22 protein-coding genes are annotated in these 18,566 nt (G+C 70.9%); 14 read left to right on the top strand and 8 right to left on the bottom strand.

What is annotated here, in order from left to right:
• The first annotated feature begins 16 nt into the window (after nucleotides 1-16).
• From ASG30_RS16635 to ASG30_RS16625, 3 genes are all read left to right on the top strand, one after another.
• A complete protein-coding gene (locus ASG30_RS16635) occupies nucleotides 17-547 on the top strand; it encodes an MgtC/SapB family protein (RefSeq protein ID WP_055899248.1) in 531 nt (176 codons plus the stop codon).
• 85 nt (nucleotides 548-632) lie between these two features.
• Nucleotides 633-1,316: a glutathione S-transferase family protein gene (locus ASG30_RS16630; protein ID WP_055899245.1), complete on the top strand. Its 684-nt coding sequence runs from the start codon at nucleotides 633-635 to the stop codon at nucleotides 1,314-1,316.
• A gap of 34 nt (nucleotides 1,317-1,350) precedes the next feature.
• Entirely contained in the window at nucleotides 1,351-2,580 is a 1,230-nt protein-coding gene (locus tag ASG30_RS16625; protein WP_055899243.1) for a multifunctional CCA addition/repair protein, read from the top strand.
• 131 nt (nucleotides 2,581-2,711) lie between these two features.
• On the opposite strand, the gene ASG30_RS16620 is transcribed toward ASG30_RS16625, so the two are convergent.
• The 3 genes from ASG30_RS16620 to ASG30_RS16610 are packed head-to-tail and all read right to left on the bottom strand — an operon-like array spanning nucleotide 2,712 to nucleotide 4,973.
• On the bottom strand, nucleotides 2,712-3,635 hold the full coding sequence (locus tag ASG30_RS16620) for an ROK family protein (RefSeq protein ID WP_055899240.1): 924 nt from the start codon (nucleotides 3,633-3,635) through the stop codon (nucleotides 2,712-2,714).
• A 10-nt stretch (nucleotides 3,636-3,645) separates the two neighbouring features.
• Nucleotides 3,646-3,840, bottom strand: a complete 195-nt coding sequence (locus tag ASG30_RS16615; protein ID WP_055899237.1) for a DUF2905 domain-containing protein — start codon at nucleotides 3,838-3,840, stop codon at nucleotides 3,646-3,648.
• 38 nt (nucleotides 3,841-3,878) lie between these two features.
• The gene (locus ASG30_RS16610; RefSeq protein ID WP_055899234.1) at nucleotides 3,879-4,973 is read right to left on the bottom strand and encodes a class I SAM-dependent methyltransferase; all 1,095 of its coding nucleotides are present in this window, start codon (nucleotides 4,971-4,973) and stop codon (nucleotides 3,879-3,881) included.
• A gap of 37 nt (nucleotides 4,974-5,010) precedes the next feature.
• Here ASG30_RS16610 and ASG30_RS16605 point away from each other — a divergent pair, with 37 nt between their 5' ends.
• The 3 genes from ASG30_RS16605 to ASG30_RS16595 are packed head-to-tail and all read left to right on the top strand — an operon-like array spanning nucleotide 5,011 to nucleotide 6,580.
• Entirely contained in the window at nucleotides 5,011-5,784 is a 774-nt protein-coding gene (locus ASG30_RS16605) for an SDR family oxidoreductase (protein ID WP_055899231.1), read from the top strand.
• 20 nt (nucleotides 5,785-5,804) lie between these two features.
• Nucleotides 5,805-6,176 (top strand): dihydroneopterin aldolase, encoded by a 372-nt coding sequence (locus ASG30_RS16600; RefSeq protein ID WP_055900154.1) that lies wholly within the window; start codon nucleotides 5,805-5,807, stop codon nucleotides 6,174-6,176.
• Nucleotides 6,170-6,580: a GFA family protein gene (locus ASG30_RS16595; RefSeq protein ID WP_055899228.1), complete on the top strand. Its 411-nt coding sequence runs from the start codon at nucleotides 6,170-6,172 to the stop codon at nucleotides 6,578-6,580. The genes ASG30_RS16600 and ASG30_RS16595 overlap by 7 nt, the downstream gene beginning before the upstream one ends.
• A gap of 7 nt (nucleotides 6,581-6,587) precedes the next feature.
• On the opposite strand, the gene ASG30_RS16590 is transcribed toward ASG30_RS16595, so the two are convergent.
• The gene (locus tag ASG30_RS16590) at nucleotides 6,588-8,006 is read right to left on the bottom strand and encodes an MFS transporter (protein ID WP_055899225.1); all 1,419 of its coding nucleotides are present in this window, start codon (nucleotides 8,004-8,006) and stop codon (nucleotides 6,588-6,590) included.
• 59 nt (nucleotides 8,007-8,065) lie between these two features.
• Here ASG30_RS16590 and ttcA point away from each other — a divergent pair, with 59 nt between their 5' ends.
• The 5 genes from ttcA to ASG30_RS16565 all read left to right on the top strand — a co-directional run bounded on the left by ttcA (nucleotide 8,066) and on the right by ASG30_RS16565 (nucleotide 13,394).
• Entirely contained in the window at nucleotides 8,066-8,986 is a 921-nt protein-coding gene (ttcA, locus tag ASG30_RS16585; RefSeq protein ID WP_055899222.1) for a tRNA 2-thiocytidine(32) synthetase TtcA, read from the top strand.
• 25 nt (nucleotides 8,987-9,011) lie between these two features.
• Nucleotides 9,012-9,704 (top strand): DUF4136 domain-containing protein, encoded by a 693-nt coding sequence (locus tag ASG30_RS16580; RefSeq protein ID WP_055899219.1) that lies wholly within the window; start codon nucleotides 9,012-9,014, stop codon nucleotides 9,702-9,704.
• A gap of 56 nt (nucleotides 9,705-9,760) precedes the next feature.
• Nucleotides 9,761-10,408 (top strand): histidine phosphatase family protein, encoded by a 648-nt coding sequence (locus ASG30_RS16575; RefSeq protein ID WP_055899216.1) that lies wholly within the window; start codon nucleotides 9,761-9,763, stop codon nucleotides 10,406-10,408.
• Nucleotides 10,380-11,573, top strand: a complete 1,194-nt coding sequence (locus tag ASG30_RS16570; RefSeq protein ID WP_055899214.1) for a DSD1 family PLP-dependent enzyme — start codon at nucleotides 10,380-10,382, stop codon at nucleotides 11,571-11,573. Before ASG30_RS16575 ends, ASG30_RS16570 begins: the two co-directional genes overlap by 29 nt.
• Nucleotides 11,574-11,648: 75 nt before the next feature.
• Nucleotides 11,649-13,394, top strand: coding sequence for a lysoplasmalogenase family protein (locus ASG30_RS16565; protein ID WP_055899211.1), 1,746 nt, complete (start codon nucleotides 11,649-11,651; stop codon nucleotides 13,392-13,394).
• Here ASG30_RS16565 and ruvB read toward each other — a convergent pair.
• Together ruvB and ruvA are read right to left on the bottom strand one after the other, a co-directional pair.
• A complete protein-coding gene (ruvB, locus tag ASG30_RS16560; protein ID WP_055899208.1) occupies nucleotides 13,391-14,449 on the bottom strand; it encodes a Holliday junction branch migration DNA helicase RuvB in 1,059 nt (352 codons plus the stop codon). The two genes, ASG30_RS16565 and ruvB, sit on opposite strands and share 4 nt — an antisense overlap.
• Before the next feature lie 7 nt (nucleotides 14,450-14,456).
• On the bottom strand, nucleotides 14,457-15,035 hold the full coding sequence (ruvA, locus tag ASG30_RS16555) for a Holliday junction branch migration protein RuvA (protein ID WP_055899204.1): 579 nt from the start codon (nucleotides 15,033-15,035) through the stop codon (nucleotides 14,457-14,459).
• Between the two features lie 49 nt (nucleotides 15,036-15,084).
• On the opposite strand from ruvA, the gene ASG30_RS16550 reads away from it, so the two are divergent.
• Together ASG30_RS16550 and ybeY are read left to right on the top strand one after the other, a co-directional pair.
• Nucleotides 15,085-16,032: a PhoH family protein gene (locus ASG30_RS16550; protein ID WP_055899201.1), complete on the top strand. Its 948-nt coding sequence runs from the start codon at nucleotides 15,085-15,087 to the stop codon at nucleotides 16,030-16,032.
• A complete protein-coding gene (gene ybeY, locus ASG30_RS16545; RefSeq protein WP_055899198.1) occupies nucleotides 16,019-16,471 on the top strand; it encodes an rRNA maturation RNase YbeY in 453 nt (150 codons plus the stop codon). The genes ASG30_RS16550 and ybeY overlap by 14 nt, the downstream gene beginning before the upstream one ends.
• On the opposite strand, the gene dtd is transcribed toward ybeY, so the two are convergent.
• Nucleotides 16,465-16,905 (bottom strand): D-aminoacyl-tRNA deacylase, encoded by a 441-nt coding sequence (gene dtd, locus ASG30_RS16540; protein WP_055899195.1) that lies wholly within the window; start codon nucleotides 16,903-16,905, stop codon nucleotides 16,465-16,467. The two genes, ybeY and dtd, sit on opposite strands and share 7 nt — an antisense overlap.
• A complete protein-coding gene (locus ASG30_RS16535) occupies nucleotides 16,902-17,819 on the bottom strand; it encodes a cation diffusion facilitator family transporter (protein ID WP_055899192.1) in 918 nt (305 codons plus the stop codon). The genes dtd and ASG30_RS16535 overlap by 4 nt, the downstream gene beginning before the upstream one ends.
• Nucleotides 17,820-17,861: 42 nt before the next feature.
• Between ASG30_RS16535 and ASG30_RS16530 the strand changes: the two genes are divergently transcribed.
• The gene (locus ASG30_RS16530) at nucleotides 17,862-18,566 is read left to right on the top strand and encodes an ankyrin repeat domain-containing protein (RefSeq protein WP_055899189.1); all 705 of its coding nucleotides are present in this window, start codon (nucleotides 17,862-17,864) and stop codon (nucleotides 18,564-18,566) included.

Raw genomic sequence — 18,566 nt, 5'->3', positions numbered from 1 at the left:
GCACGGAGGTTTCCTGATGTCCGCCTGGGACACGATCGCCCGCACCGTCGTCGCCGAGTTCTCGGACATCCCCGACCTGGAGCAGCTCACCCGCGTGGTGGTGCGCCTGCTGGTCGCCGCCTTCCTGGGCGCGCTGGTGGGGCTGGAGCGCGAACTCGCGGGCAAGGCCGCCGGCCTGCGCACCCACATGCTGGTGGCGCTGGGCTCGGCCCTGTTCGTGCTGATCCCCTTGCAGGCGGGCATCGAGCTGGCCGATCTCAGCCGCGTCATCCAGGGCCTGCTGGCCGGCGTGGGGTTCCTGTGCGCCGGCGCCATCCTCAAGGCGGCGAGCGAGGAGCAGGTGCAGGGCCTCACCACCTCGGCCAGCCTCTGGATGATCGCGGCCATCGGCATGGCCGCCGGGCTCGGCCGCGACGCCACGGCGGTGCTCAGCACGCTGCTGGCGCTGGCCATCCTGACGATGGAAGGGCCCCTGCGGCGGTTCTTCGACGGCCGCCGCCGGCAGCACCGCATCGTCACCCCGCGCGAGCCGGACACGCGCGGCTGACGCATCAATGGCGGGGCCATCCGGCATCAATGCCGCCGGGCCCCGCCACTAGCATCGGGCCACTTCGGACTTTCCGGGAATCCCCATGCTCCAGCTCTACATCGGCAACAAGAACTACTCGTCCTGGTCCATGCGGCCCTGGGTGCTGCTGCGCCAGGCCGGCATCCCGTTCGAGGAGGTCAAGGTCCGATTCGATTCGTTCGCTTCCGGATCCAGCTTCAAGCAGGCCATCGCCGGAGTGAACCCGGTCGGCAAGGTGCCGGTGCTGGTGGACGACGGCCTGGCGGTCTGGGACTCGCTGGCGATCTGCGAGTACGCCGCCGAGCGCTTCCCCGACAAGCAGCTGTGGCCCCGGGACGCCAAGGCCCGGGCGCGCGCCCGCAGCGTCTGCGCGGAAATGCACTCGGGCTTTTCCGCGCTGCGCAACCACTGCCCGATGAACATCGAGGCCTCGCTGCCGCAGATCGGCGCCCTGGTCTGGCGCGACCAGCCCGCCGTGCGCGAGGACGTGCAGCGCATCGTGGCGATGTGGAGCGACCTGCTGGAGCAGCACCGCGGGCCGATGCTGTTCGGCGCCTTCAGCGTCGCCGACGCCTTCTTCGCGCCGGTGTGCATGCGGCTGCGCAACTACGCGCTGCCGGTGCCGGGGCACGTCACCGACTACATCCGCCGCGTCTGTGCCCTGCCGGGGGTGAAGGCCTGGATCGACGACGCGCTGGAAGAAAAGGACTTCGTGGAGTTCGACGAGCCTTACCGCACCGCACGCTGAACGGCGCCGCGAAGGTGCGGCTTACACTGCCGCCATGCAGACGTTCATGGTGGGGGGTGCGGTCCGCGATGCGCTGCTGGGACTGCCGGTGAACGACCACGACTGGGTCGTCGTCGGCGCGACGCCGGAGCAGATGGTGGCGCAGGGCTACCTGCCCGTCGGCCGCGATTTCCCCGTCTTCCTGCACCCCGAGACGCGCGAGGAGTACGCGCTGGCGCGCACCGAGCGCAAGACCGGCCGCGGCTACCACGGCTTCGCCTTCCATGCCGATCCCGGCGTCACGCTGGAAGAAGACCTGGCGCGTCGCGACCTCACCATCAATGCGGTGGCGCAGGACGGTGAGGGCCGCCTGATCGATCCCTTCAACGGGCAGGCGGACCTGCGCGCGCGCGTGCTGCGCCACGTGACCGAGGCCTTCCGCGAGGACCCGGTGCGCATCCTGCGGCTGGCCCGCTTCGCCGCGCGCTTTTCCGACTTCGGCGTGGCGCCGGAGACGATGGCGCTGATGCGCGGCATGGTCGAGGCCGGCGAGGTCGATGCGCTGGTGCCCGAGCGCGTCTGGCAGGAACTGGCGCGCGGGCTGATGGAGCAGCGTCCTTCGCGCATGTTCGAGGTGCTGCGCGAATGCGGCGCGCTGCAACGGCTGCTGCCCGAGGTCGACCGGCTCTGGGGCGTGCCGCAGCGCGCCGAGTACCACCCGGAGGTCGACACCGGCGTGCACCTGATGATGGTGCTGGACATGTGCGCACGGCTGCAGGCGAACCTGCCCGTGCGCTTTGCCTGCCTGACGCACGACCTGGGCAAGGGCACGACGCCGGCCGCGGTGCTGCCCCGGCACATCGGGCACGAGGACCGCAGCGCGCGCCTGCTCAAGAAAGTGGCGCAGCGGTTGCGCGTGCCGACCGAATGCAACGAGCTGGCCGACGTGGTTGCGCGCGAGCACGGCAACATCCACCGCAGCAGCGAGTTCGGCGGGGCGGCGGTGGTGCGGCTGCTGGAGCGCTGCGATGCCTTCCGCAAGCCGCAGCGGTTTGCCGACGTGCTGCTGGCGTGCGAGTGCGATGCGCGGGGGAGGCTGGGGCTGGAGGAGAAGGCGTACGAGCCCAAGCCCAGGCTGCTGGGCGCGCTGAAGGCGGCGCAGCAGGTGAGCACCAGCGAGGTCGCGGCGGCGGCGCAGGCGAAAGGCGTGACGGGGCCGGGGGTGGGGGAGTGGATCCACAAGGCCAGGGTGAAGGCGGTGGAAGCGTTCCTGGTCGCGGCCTGATGTTCTTTTCCCTCCCCCTCCGGGGGAGGGCAGGGTGGGGGCGCTGCGGGAATTGATGAAGCGCGGGATCGATCAGTCGACGGGCGTGCCCCCACCCCAACCCTCCCCCGGAGGGGGAGGGAGCAAGACCGTCAGGCGATCAGCGCGAGCGCCGCGTAGTCGCCGACCCGGTTTTCCAACCCGGCAGTCACCAGCTCACACCCCGCCGTCAGCGCCGGCAAATGCCCCGCCACGTGCTCGCGCAGGCGCGGCAGCAGGTAGTCGCGGTTGTTCCAGTACACGCTGCCGCCCAGGCTGATGCGGCGCAGGTCCAGCGTGACCACCAGGTTGTACAGGCCCCGGCCGAGCACGCGGCACAGCTCCTCGACGATCCTGACCGCACCGGCGTCGCCGGCCTGGGCCCGCTTCAACAGCGTGGCGGCATCGGCGCCGAAGCGATGCGCCACCGACGCGCCGGCCACCAGCGCCTCGAGGTCGCCGATGTTCCCGCAGCCGCACAGCGCATCGTCGTTGTCGCTCACGAACATGTGGCCGGCATGCCCCGCGTTGCCGTTCTTGCCGCGCAGCACGTGACCGTCGACGCACAGCCCGGTGCCGATGCCCGTGCTCCACGTCACGTAGGCGCAGTCGTCCACCCCCTGCAGCGCGCCCCAGCGGCGCTCGGCCTCGAGCGCCGCCACGCAGTCGTTCTCGATGCGCAGCTGGCGGAAGCGCTGCGCCAGCGGGGCTTCCAGCAGCGCGGTCATCCAGTCGTTCGGCAGCCCGCGCCCTCCCCCGGCCAGGCCGCCGCAGATGTTGGGCGCGGCCAGTTCGATGCGCCGGTCGACCATCACGAACGGCCCGCAGGAGGACACGCCCGCGCACTGCACCTGGCCGGACGGCACGCCGGCTTCGGCGCAGGCCGCCTCGACCATGCGCAGCACCTGCACGGCAAGCGCGTCGTTGTCGCCTTCCTTGGCGGTGGGTTCGCTGCGGCGGGCGACCAGTTCGAGGCCGCTGCCGTCGTTCAGGCTGACGGCCACCTTGGTGCCGCCGATGTCGATGCAGGCTTTCATGCGGTGCGGGTCAGATCAGCCGGGCGAGGCCGGCGGCAAGCATGCTGAGCAGGAGGGTGGAGGCGAGCGGCACGTTCCACTCGCGGCCGAAGAGCTTGAAGCGAAGGTCGCCCGGCAGCTTGCCGAAGCCCAGGCGCTGCAGCAGCGGCGTGAGCCAGCTGATCAGCATCAGGGCCAGGAAGACGACGAGGAACCAGCGGATCATGGAGTCAGTGTAGGGGGAGCCACGCCGGCCGTGGCCGCTTACAACCGATCGGTGCGATCGCCGCGCGAGAAACCGATCGCGTCCCAGAAGCCGCCCCGCGCCAGGCCGATGACCTTGAACAGCTCGCCCATCTCGTGCTCGTTGACGAGCTTCTGCACGGCGGCCTGGTCGCGCAGGTCCGCGCCGGCGGCCAGGTCCAGCAGCCCGCAGTTGAAGAGGAAGTGCGCCTGCGAGGTGTAGCCCAGCAGGTTCAGGCCGGTCTCCTGCGCCGCCACCGCGATGCCGGTGAAATCGACGTGGGCCGTGATGTCCTTGGCGCCCACGCTGTCCAGCGGATCGGCGTCGGCCAGGTGGCCGCGGTGGCACATCAGCGTGCCCATGTGGCGCTGCGGGTGCCAGTACTCGCGCTCGGGAAAGCCGTAGTCGAGGAAGAAGGCGGCGCCCGCCTCCAGCCGGTCGGCCAGGGTGCGGATGAAGGCGAGGGCCTGCGGGTGGATCTCGGTCAGGTAGTCGTGCGGGCCGTCGACCTCGATCGGCGGGCGCAGCCCGGTCGGCCGGTCCTCGAAACGCAGGCCCCCTTGCGCCACCACCACCCCACGCTCGTGCCATGTGCCGGCGAGGCGGTGCAGCAGCTTCACCGGCATCGCGTCGAGCACCTCGTTGCCGACCACCACGCCGCGCAGGGTCGCCGGCAGTTCGCCGGCCCAGCGCACCTTGCCGCCGAACCCGGCCAGGCGCTGCCGCTGCCGCTCGCGCAACGTGCTGGAGAGGTCGACGATGGTGTAGGACCGCACGCGGTCGCCCAGGGCCTGCAGCAGCTGTTCGGCCAGGGCGCCGGAGCCGGCGCCGAACTCCCACACCTCGTGCGTGCCGGATGCGTCGAGCGCCTGCCGCACCTGCCGTGCCAGCGCGCGACCGAACAGCGGCGTGAGCTCCGGCGCGGTGACGAAGTCGCTGCCCGAGGACGGCATGGCGCCGAACTTGCGCGAGGCGTTGGCGTAGTAGCCCAGGCCGGGCGCGTACAGCGCCAGCGCCATGAAGCGGTCGAACGGCAGCCAGCCGCCGGCGCGCGCGATGGCCTGCGCGATCAGGGCGCCAAGGGCGCTCGTTACACTGCCTGTTTCGGGATTCACCCCGCGATTGTGCGGGCTGCCCCGCCCCCAACCTGCCGTGACCGCGACCTCCTTCCGCACCGCCCTCGTCACCGGCGCCGGCCAGCGCCTCGGGCGCGAGATCGCGCTCGCGCTGGCCTCGGCCGGCTGGCAGGTCGCGGTGCACTACCGGCGTTCGGCGCAGGAGGCGCAGCAGACAGTCGCCGACTGCGCGTCGCGCGCACCGGCCGGCGCCCGCTTCGCCGCCTTCGCCGCGGACCTGGCGCGCGAGGACGAAGCGCGCGCGCTGCTGCCGGCGGTGGTGGCGCAGCTCGGGCCGGTGGAGGCGGTGGTCAACAACGCTTCTCTCTTCGAACACGACAGCGCCGAGTCGTTCGGCTATGAGGGCCTGCAGGCCCACCTGCTGGCCAACACGGCGGCGCCGGTGGTGCTGGCGCAGGCGCTGCACAAGCACGTGCGGGACCGCGGGGCGGAAGGCGTAGTGGTCAATCTGCTGGACCAGAAGCTGTGGAACCCCAACCCCGACTTCTTCAGCTACACCCTGTCGAAGGCGGCGCTCGAATCGGCCACCACCCTGCTGGCCCAGGCGCTGGCGCCGCAGCTGCGCGTGGTCGGCGTCGCGCCGGGGCTCACGCTCACCAGCCATCTCTTGTCGCAGGAGAAGTTCGAGCGGCTGCACCGGCTCTCGCCGCTCGGGCGTTCGTCCAGCGCGCAGGACGTGGCCGGCGCCGTGCGCTTCGCGCTGGAGAACCGCTCCATCACCGGCACCACGCTGCTGGTGGACGGCGGCCAGCACCTGATGAAGTTCGAGCGCGACTTCTCGCTGATGTGAAGACCCACGGGCAGGACGACATGGCCAAGGCCGCCGGCACCCAGACCCTCACCCTCACCGGGCTGCGCTTCGACGCCAACCTGGGCATCCTGGAACACGAGAAGGGCTCGCCGCAGCCGATCCAGGTGGATGCCGAGCTCAACCTCGGCCCGCAGCCGCTGCTGCCGCGCGACGACGACATCCTGCACGTGCTGGACTACCGCAAGGTGCGCCGCATCATCATCGAGGAGTGCACCGCCGAGCACGTGAACCTGCTGGAGAGCCTGATCGGCAAGCTGGCCCACCGGCTGATGCAACTGCCCGGCGTGCTGGGCGTGCGCGTGAAGATCGCCAAGCTGGAGATCTTCGACGACTGCGAAGTCGCGATCCGCGTGGAGACGGGGCTGTGGTAGCCACCGCCCCCGCCCTCACCGGTGGCTGCCACTGCGGCCAGGTGCGCTACGAGGCGGCTGGCCGGCCGCGCAACGCCACCGTCTGCCACTGCAGCGACTGCCGCCGCGTGAGCGGCGCACCCATCCTGGCCTGGTTCACCGTAGACACCGGCGGTTATCGCATCGTGCAGGGCACGCCGCAGCGCTACCGCTCCAGCGCAAAAGTGTGGCGCACGTTCTGCGGCGCGTGCGGCACGCCCCTCACCTACCAGCGCGACGACACGGACGAGATCGACGTCACGACGTGCAGCCTGGACGAGCCCGAAGCCGTGCCCCCGACCGACCAGACGTTCGGCCGCAGCCGGCTGCACTGGGTCGAGGACCTGCAGGTTCTGCCGGCGCACCTGACGACGCGGCCCGGCTGACACCGCCTCAAAGCCACGGCCCCAGCGGCGGCGCCACTTCCTCCAGCGGCTTGCGCTCGGCATCGACCGCATGCCGCCACGCGATCGCCGCGGCCACCAGCACCAGCACCGCCCCGAACAGGTAGCCGGCGAAGACGTTGGCGCGGCTGCCGCTGGCGACCAGCATGCCGAACAGGGCCGGCGCGGCGAAGCCGCCGATGCCGGTGCCCACGGCATAGAACAGCGAGATCGCCAGCGCCCGCATCTCCAGCGGGAACACTTCGCTGACGGTGAGGTAGGCGGAGCTGGCGGCGGCGGACGCCAGGAAGAACACCGCCGACCAGGCCAGCGTCTGCGTCATCGCATCGAGCGCGCCGACGAGGAACGCGGCGCCCGTGGCAGCCAGCGCCACGCCCGAAAACCCATAGGTCGCGGTGATCATGCGGCGCCGGCCGAGCCGGTCGAACAGCGGTCCCAGCAGGAGCGGGCCCAGCACGTTGCCCACCGCGAAGGGCACGATGAACAGCCCGACCCGCGCTTCGTCCACGGCATAGAAGCGCGTGAGCACCAGCGAGTAGGTGAAGAAGATGGCGTTGTAGAAGAAGGCCTGCGACACCATGAGGGCCAGCACCACCGCGCTGCGCTCCGGGTAGCGGCGAATGAGCACCCCGGCCACCTGGCGCAGGGTCGGCAGCGAGGACACGCGCGGGCGGTCGACCTTGGCGGCCTGCGCGGGCTCCAGCGGCCGCACGCCCGCCGCCGCCTCGATGTCGGCGACGATGCGTTCGGCCTCTTCCACCCGCCCCTGGGACAGCAGCCAGCGCGGGCTTTCGGGCACGTTGCGTCGCACCAGCAGGATGGCCAGTGCCAGCACGGCGCCCAGCAGGAAGCCGGCGCGCCAGCCCAGTTCCGGCCCCAGCACCCGGGCGTCCAGCAGCACCAGGCTGAGCAGCGCGCCGAGCGCAGCGCCGATCCAGAAGCTGCCGTTGATCGCCAGGCTCACGCGGCCGCGCACGCGGGCCGGGATCAGCTCGTCGATGGCGGAGTTGATGGCCGCGTACTCGCCGCCGATCCCGATGCCGGTGACGAAGCGGCAGGCGGCGAACGAGGCGAAGCCGCCGCTGAAGGCCGTCGCCACCGTCGCGGCCATGTAGATCGCCAGCGTCCAGAGGAACAGGCGCTTGCGGCCGAGCCGGTCGGCCAGCCGGCCGAACACCAGCGCGCCCAGCACCGCGCCGCCCACGTAGAGCGATCCGGCCCAGCCGACTTGCACCGTGCTCAGGCCCAGTGTGTCGGTCCGCTGCAGCACGCTGCCGACCGAGCCGACGATGGTGACCTCCAGGCCATCGAGCACCCAGGCGACGCCCAGCGCCAGCACCACGCGCCAGTGCCAGCGTGACCACGGCAGGCGGTCGAGCCGCTCGGGGAGGCTGGGGACGGTGGGCACGCCGCCACTATGGCCCAGGGCGGGCCGCGCCGGGCCCCGTCTGAGACAATCGAAGGATCATGTCCGCAGTCTGGATCGACGCCGAACCCGCACCCCTGGCCCGCTCGCTGAAGATCGAGCGCGAGACGCACAAGCTCGAAAAGCGCCTGTGCCGCCTGGTCGGCCAGGCCATCGGCGACTACGCCATGGTCGAGGAAGGCGACAAGGTCATGGTGTGCCTGTCCGGCGGCAAGGACAGCTACGGCCTGCTGGACATCCTGCTCAAGATGCGCCAGCGCGCGCCGGTGTCGTTCGACATCGTGGCCGTCAACCTCGACCAGAAGCAGCCCGGCTTCCCGGCGCACGTGCTCCCCGACTACCTCAAGGCGTTGGGCATCCCGTTCCACATCGAGGAGCAGGACACCTACTCCATCGTCAAGGACAAGATCCCCGAGGGCAAGACGATGTGCAGCCTGTGCTCGCGGCTGCGGCGCGGCATCCTGTACCGCGTGGCCGACGAGCTGGGGGCCACCAAGATCGCGCTGGGCCACCACCGCGACGACATCCTCCAGACGTTCTTCCTGAACATGTTCTTCGGCGGCAAGCTCAAGGGCATGCCGCCCAAGCTGGTGAGCGACGACGGCCGCCACGTGGTGATCCGGCCGCTGGCCTACGTGCCCGAGAAGGACCTGATCCGCTGGGCCGAGCACCGCCAGTTCCCCATCATCCCCTGCACCCTGTGCGGCAGCCAGGAGAACCTGCAGCGCAAGCAGGTCGGCGCGATGCTGCGCGAATGGGAGAAGAAGCACCCGGGCCGCCTGGAGAACATGGCCAACGCGTTACAGAATGTCGTCCCTTCGCACCTGGGCGACGGAACGCTCTACGATTTCAAGGGTCTCTCGGCCACGGGCGTGGCCAGCGAAGACGGCGACAAGGCTTTCGACACGGAGGACTTCACGGCGCCGCCGACGCTGCCGGGCCTGTCGGTCGTCAAGCTCTGATCCACCCGCCGTCGTCAGCTCCACCATGAAGCGCCCACCGTCGCGCATCGTCACCGTTGCGGCCCTGGCCGCCGCGCTGCTGACGGGCTGCGGGACCTACCTGCTGGAAAACAATGTCCAGTCCTTCTCCGGACTGCCGTCGCTGCCGGCCAACCCCACCTTCACCTTCGAGCGCCTTCCATCGCAGGCCAACCAGCCGGCGCAGGCGCAGGTCGAGTCGCTGGCCGACCCGGCCCTGTTCAAGGCGGGGCTGCGCCGCGACGACGCGTCGCCGCGCTACGCCGTGCAGGTGTCGGCGCGGGTGCAGCGGGTGCTCTCGCCCTGGTACGACCCCTGGGATTCGTGGGGCTGGGGCGGCTGGGGCGGCCACTTCGCGCACGGCCACCGGATGGGCCTGGGCTGGGGCGGCCCGATCTTGCCGCGCTCGGACCAGGCCTGGTTCCAGCGCGAGGTCGCGGTGCTGGTGCGCGACAAGTCGAGCAACCAGGTGGTGTACGAGACCCGCGCCGCCAGCGATGGCCCCTGGCTCGACAATGCCGTCGTGCTGCCCGCGATGTTCGACGCGGCCCTGCAAGGCTTCCCCACCCCGCCGCAGGGCGTGCGGCGGGTGAACATCCAGCTGGGCGGCGAAACCAAGCAAGCCCAGGCGGCGGCTCCAGCGGCGTCTCCACAACCATCGGCGGTCCCCGCGGCCCCGGCTTCCGCGCCCGCCCGTTGACATTTGGCAACCGAGGCGGTGCGGCAGGCTGAGATCGCTTGCCTAGAATCCGCCGCATGGAAGCCACCCGCATCATCGCCGTCCGGCACGGCGAAACCTCGTGGAACGTGGATGCGCGGATCCAGGGCCAGACCGACATCGGCCTGAACGACACCGGCCGCTGGCAGGCCCGCCGCGTGGGCGAGGCCCTCGCGGGCGAGCCCATCACCGCCGTCTACACCAGCGACCTGGAGCGGGCGCACGAAACCGCGCGTTCCATCGCGCAGGTCAGCGGCAGCGAGGTCATCCCCCACCAGGGCCTGCGCGAGCGCTGCTTCGGCATGTTCGAAGGCAAGACCTTCGACGAGATCCACCAGACCTGGCCCGAGCACGCGCACAACTGGCGCAAGCGCATCCCCGAGTGGCAGCCGCCCGAGGGCGGCGAGTCGCTGATCGAGCTGCGCGAGCGGGTGATGCGCACGCTGCACGAGCTGGCGGCCCGGCACCCGGGCGAGCAGATCGTGGTGGTGGCGCACGGCGGCGTGCTGGACGCGCTGTACCGCATCGCCACCCGGCAGGAAGTCAACGCACCGCGCACCTGGGAGCTTCCCAACGGCGCCATCAACCGGCTGCTCTGGACGCCGGAAGGTTTCACCCTCGTCGGCTGGTCCGACACCCAGCACCTCGACGACGCGAATGCTCCGGCAGACGAAACCACCGCTTAGCGATCCCCTGAAGCAGCTGGTCGGCCAGCCGGTCGCCGCCATCGACACGCCGGCCCTGGTGGTCGACCTCGATGCCATGCAGCGCAACCTGAACCGCATGGCCGAGTTCGCGAAGAAGCGCGAGATCCGCTGGCGGCCGCACGCCAAGATGCACAAGTGCTCGGCCATCGCCCGGCTGCAGGTGCAGGCGGGGGCCGTCGGTGTCTGCGTGCAGAAGACCGCCGAAGCCGAGGCCATGGCGGCCGGCGGCGTGCGCGACATCTACATCAGCAACGAGGTCATCGCGCCGCAGAAGCTGGCGCGCGTGGCGCAGCTGGCGCACCGGCTGGCCGACGAAGGCGGCCAGCTCGCGATCGCCGTCGACAGCCGCGAAGGCGTGGAGCGCCTCGGGCAGGCGATGAACGAGGCGCGGCGCGACGGCGGCCGCTCCGCCGTGATCGACGTGTTCGTGGAGATCGACGTCGGCCACGGCCGCTGCGGCGTGGCGCCCGGCCGGCCCGCCGTTGCGCTGGTGCACGAGATCCGCAAGCACCCGGCCCTGCGGTTCGCCGGGCTGCAGGCCTACCACGGCCGCGCCCAGCACATCCGCAACCCGCAGGAGCGGCGCGAGGTGATCGCCCAGGTCGTGCGCGATGCGGCCGCCACGCGCAAGCTGATCGAGGACGAGGGCGTGAAGGTCCCCCTGGTCACCGGCGCGGGCACCGGCAGCATGGTCTGCGAGGCCGCCAGCGGCGTGTACGGCGAGTTGCAGTCCGGCTCCTTCCTGTTCATGGACGCCGACTACGCCCGCAACGAGCGCGATCCGGCCCAGCCGCATTTCGAGCACGCGCTGTTCGTCAAGACCCAGGTGATGAGCGCCGGGCCGCAGCATGCGGTGTGCGACGCCGGGCACAAGAGCCACGCCATCGATTCGGGGCTGCCCATGGTGCATCGGCTGGAGGGCGATCCCGAGCTGGAGTACGCCAACGGCGGCGACGAGCACGGCATCCTGCGCCCCGCCGCCGGCAACCGATTGCCGGAGATCGGACGGGTGCTGTGGCTGATCCCGGGGCACTGCGATCCCACGGTCAACCTGCACGACCACCTGATCGTCGTGCGCGGCGGGCTGGTGAACGGCAAGGTGGACCGCATCCTGCGGGTGGATGCGCGCGGGGCGCTGACCTGACCGGCGTCGAGTGACTCCCGCTTCAGGGTTCCGCCGAAGCTGCGCGCGGATGGGCCGGCGGGACAATCCGCGCCTATGTCGCCCAGCCAGGTCATCGTCCTCGCCACCCCCGTCTTCCTCCTGCTGATCGCGATCGAGTTCGCGTGGGGCTGGGCCAGGGGTCGCAACACCTACCGGCTGAACGACGCCGTCAACAGCATCGGGCTGGGCATGCTCAGCCAGCTCACGGCCATCTTCACCCGCCTCTTCCGCGTCGGGCTCTACACCGCCGTCTACGGCTGGGTGGCCGTGTGGCACAACGAGGCCTTCTGGATGTCGTGGTACGGCTGGCTGCTGGCGCTGGTGTTCTACGACTTCTGCTACTACTGGCTGCACCGCGCGGGCCACGAGTGCGCGATCTTCTGGGCCGCCCACGTGGTGCACCACCAGAGCCAGGACTACAACCTGTCGACCGCGCTGCGCCAGACCTCCTCCGGCGCGCTGCTCGGCTGGATCTTCTACCTGCCGATGGCCATCGCCGGCGTGCCGCCGCTGGTGTTCGGCGTGGTGGCGCTGATCGACCTGCTCTACCAGTTCTGGGTCCACACCGAGCATGTCCCCAAGCTGGGCTGGTTCGACCGCTGGTTCTGCTCGCCCTCCAACCACCGCGTGCACCACGCGGTGAACGACCGCTACCTCGATCGCAACTACGGCGGCGTGCTGATCGTCTGGGACCGCCTGTTCGGCAGCTTCAGGGAAGAAGACGAGAAGTGCGTCTACGGCACCCGCAGCCCGCTGAACAGCTGGGACCCGCTGTGGTCCAACGCCGAGGTCTACTGGGCGCTGGCCCGCGACAGCTGGCATGCGAAGCGCTGGCCGGACAAGCTGCGCGTGTGGTTCAAGCCGCCCGGCTGGCGTCCGGCCGACGTGGCGCAGCGCTTTCCCCGGCCGCCCTTTGACGTCGCGCGGATGGAGCGCTTCCACCCGCCGATGTCCAGGGCCGTCGCCGCATTCGGCGGCCTGCAGTTCCTGGCGCTGCTGGCCGGCGTCTCGGTGTTCCTCTGGCATGCGGACAGCACGCCGCTGTCGGTCAGCTCGGTGTGGCTGGCCGTGCTGGCTGCGGCGCTGTGGTCGGTGGGCGCCCTGATGCAGGGCCGCATCGGCATCCTGCAGGTGCTGCTGATCGAATCGGCCGCGCTCGCCACCGCCACGGCGGCGGTCGGCCTGCCGGAACTGCACCGCGTGTTCAAGCCGCTCACCATGGTGCTGGCCATCGCGCTCGTCGCCGGCCGCGCGCGCGAAGGCGGGTCCGGGCGCTTCGCCGCCCTGCTCATCGCCGGGCTGGCCTGCTCGCTGGTGGGCGACGTGCTGCTGATGCTGCCCGGCCGCTTCATCGGCGGTTTGGTCGCCTTCCTGCTGGCCCACCTGTGCTACCTGGCGCTGCTGCGCCAGGGCGCCGGCTGGCTGCCGCGCCCGGCGGCGCTGGCGGCCACGCTGGGGGTGGGGGCGGCGATGTACGCCGTGCTGTTCCCGGGCCTGGATACGGTGCTAAAGGGGGCGGTGGCGGCCTACGTCGTCGTGATCGCCGCCATGGCCGCCCAGGCGATCGGCCGCGCGGCGGTGCTGAAGGACGCGCCTTCCCTGGCCGTGGCTGTCGGCGCCGTGTTCTTCATGGCCAGCGACTCGCTGCTGGCGCTCAACCGCTTCTGGCAGCCGCTGCCGATGGCGCAGTTCTGGGTGCTGGCGACGTATTACGTCGCGCAGATCCTGATCGCGACCCATGCTCGGGCCGCGCTGTCCGGCACGCCGGCTGCGGCGCGACTCGCGCCCGCGAGCGTCTAGCCGCCGAACAGCTCGCCGTCGCTGCGCGGCGGAGCCACCCCCATGTGCCGGAAGGCCGCGAGCGTGGCGATGCGCCCGCGAGGCGTGCGCTGCAGGTAGCCCTGCTGGATGAGGTAGGGCTCGATCACGTCCTCGATGGTGTCGCGCTCCTCGCCGATCGAGGCCGCGATGTTGTCCAGGCCGACCGGGCCGCCGTCGAAGCGGTGGATCACCGCCTCCAGCAGCTTGCGGTCCATGACGTCGAAGCCCTGCGGGTCCACGTCCAGCATGGCCAGGGCCTTGTGCGCGATGTCCTCGGTGATGCGGCCGGTGCCCTTGACGTCGGCGTAGTCACGCACGCGGCGCAGCAGGCGGTTGGCGATGCGGGGCGTGCCGCGCGAGCGGCGGGCGATCTCCACCGAGCCCTCGTCGTCGATCGGCGCGTCGAGCAGCGATGAGCTGCGGCGCACGATGCGGGTGAGCTCTTCCGCCGTGTAGAACTCCAGTCGCGCCACGATGCCGAAGCGGTCGCGCAGCGGGTTGGTGAGCATGCCGGCGCGGGTGGTCGCGCCCACCAGGGTGAAGGGCTGCAGGTCCAGCTTGATCGAGCGGGCGGCCGGGCCCTCGCCGATCATGATGTCGATCTGGTAGTCCTCCAGCGCCGGGTACAGGATCTCCTCGACCACCGGCGACAGGCGATGGATCTCGTCGATGAAGAGCACGTCGTTCTTCTCGAGGTTGGTCAGCAGCGCCGCCAGGTCCTTGGGCTTTTCCAGCACCGGGCCGGAGGTCTGGCGCAGGTTGACGCCCAGTTCGTGCGCGATGATGTGCGACAGCGTGGTCTTGCCCAGGCCCGGCGGGCCGAACAGCAGCACGTGGTCGAGCGCCTCGCCGCGCTTCCTGGCCGCGCCGATGAAGATCTCCAGCTGCTCGCGCGTCTTGGCCTGGCCGACGTACTCGGCCAGCAGCTTGGGGCGCAGGGCCCGCTCGATCGCCTCCTCGTTGGGCGACGCGGGCGCGGCGGACACCACGCGCTGCGGGGGCGGCAGGCCGAAGTCGTCGGTCTTGATCGTCATCGGCCGGTCACCGCGCCAGGGCCTTGAGCGCCAGCTTGATGCCTTCGCTCACACCCACGTCCTGCGGCAGCGCCTTGAGCGAGGCCTGCGCTTCCTTGTCGCTGTAGCCCAGGGCGACCAGCGCCTGCAGGATGTCGGCCTGTGAATCGCTGGCGGGGGCACCGCCGGCGGGAGTGCCCAGGTCGGCGCCGACCTTGCCCTTGAGTTCGAGCAGCAGGCGCTCAGCGGTCTTCTTGCCGATGCCCGGCACCTTGACCAGGCGGCTGGCGTCCTGCGCCGTGACGGCCTGCGCGATGTCGGCCACGCTCATGCCACTGAGCACCGACAAGGCGGTGCGCGGACCCACGCCCGAGATGCGGATCAGCTGGCGGAAGGCCTCGCGCTCGGAGGCGCTGCCGAACCCGAACAGGACCTGCGCGTCCTCGCGCACCACGAAGTGCGTGAGCAGCGACACCGGCTCGCCCACGCCCGGCAGGTTGTAGAAGGTGCTCATCGGAACGTCGACCTCGTAGCCGACGCCGTGGCAGTCCACCAGCACCTGCGGCGGGTTCTTGTCGGCCAGCGTTCCGTTCAATCTGCCTATCATTCCGGTCCCGGCCCTCGCGGGCCCTCCTTGAGCTCCACGGATTATCAGCTTGATCCTGCGCCACGCCTTCTCCCCGCCCAGCAACACCCGCCTGGCCCACCTGTGCGGCCCCACCGACGAACACCTGCGCACCATCGAGACCGCCCTGCAGGTGAAGATCGCCCGGCGGCAGGAACACTTCAAGGTGGAGGGATCCAAGGCCAAGACGCAGCGCGCGATGGAGGTGCTGCAGGCGCTCTACGAGATCGCGCAGCGTCCCATCTCGCCCGAGAAGGTGCAGCTGATGGTGGCCGGCGACCAGGCCATGGATGAGGACGAGGAAGGCGCGCCGGTGCTGCACACGCGGCGCAGCGACCTGAAGGCGCGCACGCCCAACCAGAGCGTGTACCTGGACAACATCGCGCACCACGACATCACCTTCGGCATCGGCCCGGCCGGCACCGGCAAGACCTACCTGGCGGTGGCCTGCGCGGTCGACGCCCTGGAGCGCAGCGGCGTGCAGCGCATCGTGCTGACCCGCCCCGCGGTGGAGGCCGGCGAGAAGCTGGGCTTCCTGCCGGGCGACCTGACGCAGAAGGTCGACCCGTACCTGCGGCCGCTGTACGACGCGCTGTACGACCTGATGGGGTTCGATCGCGTCACCAAGGCCTTCGAGCGCAACGCGCTGGAGATCGCGCCGCTGGCCTTCATGCGCGGGCGCACGCTGAACAACGCCTTCGTGATCCTGGACGAGGCGCAGAACACCACGCCCGAGCAGATGAAGATGTTCCTCACCCGCATCGGCTTCGGCAGCAAGTGCGTGGTGACGGGCGACGTGAGCCAGATCGATCTGCCCAAGGGCTCGCTGTCCGGCCTGGTGGAGGCCGAGCGCATCCTCAGGCGGGTCAAGGGCATCGCCCACTCGCGGTTCACCAGCGCCGACGTGGTGCGGCACCCGCTGGTGGCGCGCATCGTGGATGCGTACGACGCCGCCGGCAAGCGCGATGCGGCCCGCTGAGCTGCAGCTGGACCTGCAGTTCGGCGACTTCGCCCGGCGCGCCGAGCACCGCGCCCTGCTGCCGTCCGCCAAGGTGCGGCGCTGGATGGCGATGGCGCTGCGGGCGCCGGCCGAGATCACGGTGCGCATCGTCGGCGAGGACGAGGGGCGCGCGCTCAACCGCGAGTACCGCGGCAAGGACTACGCCACCAACGTGCTCACCTTCGACTACACGCGCGAACCGGTGGTCAGCGCCGACCTGGTGCTGTGCGCGCCGGTGGTCGAGCGCGAGGCGCGTGAGCAGGGCAAGCCGCTGGCCGACCACTACGCCCACCTGCTGGTGCACGGCACGCTGCACGCGCAGGGGTACGACCACGAGACGGATGAGCGGGAGGCGCTGGAGATGGAGGCGCTGGAGGTGCTGCTGATGGGGGCGCTGGGTTTTCCCAACCCCTATTGAATCCGCAGGGGGATGGTCACCGGGCCGTCGTTGACCAGGTGGACCTTCATGTCGGCGCCGAACTCGCCGGTCTGCACCACGGGATGTTCCGCTCGCGCACGCGCCACGAAATAGTCATAGAGCCGCCGCCCTTCCTCGGGCGGCGCCGCATTGCCGAAGCCCGGCCGGTTGCCGCCCGAGGTGTCCGCCGCCAGCGTGAACTGGCTGACCACCAGCAAGCCGCCCCCGATGTCCTGCACGCTGCGGTTCATCTTGCCCTGCTCGTCGGCAAAGATGCGCAGCTTCAGCACCTTGGCCAGCAGCCTGTCGGCCTGCCCCTCGGCATCGCCCCTCTCGGCGCACACCAGCAGCAGCAGGCCGGCACCGATCTCGCCGAGGGTCCGGCCGTCCACCACCACCCTCGCCTCGCTCACGCGTTGCACCAGTCCGATCAAATCAGGTCCTCCTCGTCCTCGAAATGCGCTTCCACGTCGCTGGGCAGCAGCTGGATGGTGGCGCGCAGGCCCGGGACGGCGCTCATCAGCGCCTGTTCGACCGATGCGCGCACGGCCGCCGCCCGCCGCAGCGTCCAGTGCGCCGGCATGTGCATGTGCAGGTCGACGAAGCGCCGGCTGCCCGAGCGGCGCGTGGTGATGTGGTCGAAGCGGATGGTCGGGTGCTCGAATTCCTTGAGCACCTTCTCGATCTCCAGCAGCACGCCGCGCTCCACGCGCTTGTCCATCAGGCCCTGGGACGATCGCCACACCAGCCGGCCGCCCTCTCGCAGGATGTTCAGCGCCACCGCCACGGCGATGGCCGGGTCCAGCCACAGCCAGCCGGTCAGAGCGACCAGGCCCACGCCGATCACCACGCCGGCGGACGTCCAGACATCCGTGAGCAGGTGGCGCGCATCGCCCTCGAGCGCCATCGACCGGTGCCGTGCCGCCGACTTCAGCATCGCCCACGCCAGGGCACCGATCACGGCCGAGCTCAAAACGGACAGCGCCAGGCCGATGCCGAGCTGGTCGAGCGGCTGCGGGTCGAAGAAGCGCGGGATCGCCGCCCACAGGATGGCCACCGAGGCCACCATGATCGCCAGCCCCTCGAACGCGGACGAGAAGTACTCCGCCTTGTGGTGGCCGTACGGGTGCTCGGCGTCGGCCGGTTGCTGCGCCACGCGCACCATCAGCAGCGCGAAGGCGGCGCTGGCCAGGTTGACCAGGGACTCCATCGCGTCCGACAGCAGGCCCACCGAGCCGGTGAACCACCAGGCCAGCGTCTTGAGCGCGATGGTGAGCACCGCGACCACCACCGAGACGCGCAGCCACGTCTGCGGCGGAATGGCGCTGGCGCGATCGGCAAGGCTCATGCGTGCGATTGTCCTGCAGGGCGCGTGCCAGAATCGTCGGCGATGAAGCTGGATACGAGTCGGTGGTTGGGGCGGATCGTTGCGGGCCTGCTGGCGGCGACGGCGGTCGTGCCGGCGCTGGCCCAGGTCGCTCCGACGGCGGCCGAGGCCGCGCGCTACACCGGCCTGCACGCTGCGGCGCACCGGGGCGATACCGACGCCATCCGCAAGCTCGCCGCCGGCGGCGCGGATCTCCAGGCGCGGGACGCGCACGGCCGCACGGCGCTGCACGTGGCCACCTTCGCCAGGCAGCGCGAGGCGATCCGCGCGCTCGCCCAGGCCGGCGCCGACCTGAACGGGGTGGAGAACGACCGCTACGACGCGGTCACGATCGCCTCGGTGGCCGACGACGAGGACACGCTGCGCCTGCTGCTCTCGCTCGGCGCCACCGCCAGGCAGGTGACCAGCCGCTACGACGGCACGGCCCTGATCGCCGCCGCCCACCTCGGCCACGACGGCGTGGTGCGGCAGCTGATCCAGGCCGGCGCTCCGCTGGACCATGTGAACAACCTGCACTGGACGGCGGTGATCGAGTCCATCGTCCTGGGCGACGGCGGGCCGCGCCACCAGGCCACGCTCCGGGCCCTGATCGACGCGCGCGCCAACCTGCAGCTGGCGGACCGGCAGGGCCAGACGCCGCTGCAACTGGCGCGCTCTCGCGGCTATGCCTCGATGGTGAAGATGCTGGAGGCGGCCGGCGCGCGCTGA

Source organism: Ramlibacter sp. Leaf400 (assembly GCF_001424545.1).
GTDB lineage: Bacteria > Pseudomonadota > Gammaproteobacteria > Burkholderiales > Burkholderiaceae_C > Ramlibacter.
The sequence above is the reverse complement of the archived record's forward strand: the minus strand, read 5'-3'. Positions and strand labels throughout refer to the sequence as shown.

What these genes read in the sequence shown, in the direction of transcription:
- ASG30_RS16600 (WP_055900154.1), top strand. Translation starts at nt 5,805, where the DNA reads ATGGCCAAGGCCGCCGGCACCCAGACCCTCACCCTCACCGGGCTGCGC.
- ASG30_RS16570 (WP_055899214.1), top strand. Translation starts at nt 10,380, where the DNA reads ATGCTCCGGCAGACGAAACCACCGCTTAGCGATCCCCTGAAGCAGCTG.
- ASG30_RS16575 (WP_055899216.1), top strand. Translation starts at nt 9,761, where the DNA reads ATGGAAGCCACCCGCATCATCGCCGTCCGGCACGGCGAAACCTCGTGG.
- ASG30_RS16565 (WP_055899211.1), top strand. Translation starts at nt 11,649, where the DNA reads ATGTCGCCCAGCCAGGTCATCGTCCTCGCCACCCCCGTCTTCCTCCTG.
- ASG30_RS16535 (WP_055899192.1), bottom strand. Translation starts at nt 17,819, where the DNA reads ATGAGCCTTGCCGATCGCGCCAGCGCCATTCCGCCGCAGACGTGGCTG.
- ASG30_RS16615 (WP_055899237.1), bottom strand. Translation starts at nt 3,840, where the DNA reads ATGATCCGCTGGTTCCTCGTCGTCTTCCTGGCCCTGATGCTGATCAGC.
- ASG30_RS16630 (WP_055899245.1), top strand. Translation starts at nt 633, where the DNA reads ATGCTCCAGCTCTACATCGGCAACAAGAACTACTCGTCCTGGTCCATG.
- ruvA (WP_055899204.1), bottom strand. Translation starts at nt 15,035, where the DNA reads ATGATAGGCAGATTGAACGGAACGCTGGCCGACAAGAACCCGCCGCAG.
- ttcA (WP_055899222.1), top strand. Translation starts at nt 8,066, where the DNA reads ATGTCCGCAGTCTGGATCGACGCCGAACCCGCACCCCTGGCCCGCTCG.
- ybeY (WP_055899198.1), top strand. Translation starts at nt 16,019, where the DNA reads ATGCGGCCCGCTGAGCTGCAGCTGGACCTGCAGTTCGGCGACTTCGCC.
- ASG30_RS16580 (WP_055899219.1), top strand. Translation starts at nt 9,012, where the DNA reads ATGAAGCGCCCACCGTCGCGCATCGTCACCGTTGCGGCCCTGGCCGCC.
- ASG30_RS16635 (WP_055899248.1), top strand. Translation starts at nt 17, where the DNA reads ATGTCCGCCTGGGACACGATCGCCCGCACCGTCGTCGCCGAGTTCTCG.
- ruvB (WP_055899208.1), bottom strand. Translation starts at nt 14,449, where the DNA reads ATGACGATCAAGACCGACGACTTCGGCCTGCCGCCCCCGCAGCGCGTG.
- ASG30_RS16620 (WP_055899240.1), bottom strand. Translation starts at nt 3,635, where the DNA reads ATGAAAGCCTGCATCGACATCGGCGGCACCAAGGTGGCCGTCAGCCTG.
- ASG30_RS16625 (WP_055899243.1), top strand. Translation starts at nt 1,351, where the DNA reads ATGCAGACGTTCATGGTGGGGGGTGCGGTCCGCGATGCGCTGCTGGGA.
- ASG30_RS16530 (WP_055899189.1), top strand. Translation starts at nt 17,862, where the DNA reads ATGAAGCTGGATACGAGTCGGTGGTTGGGGCGGATCGTTGCGGGCCTG.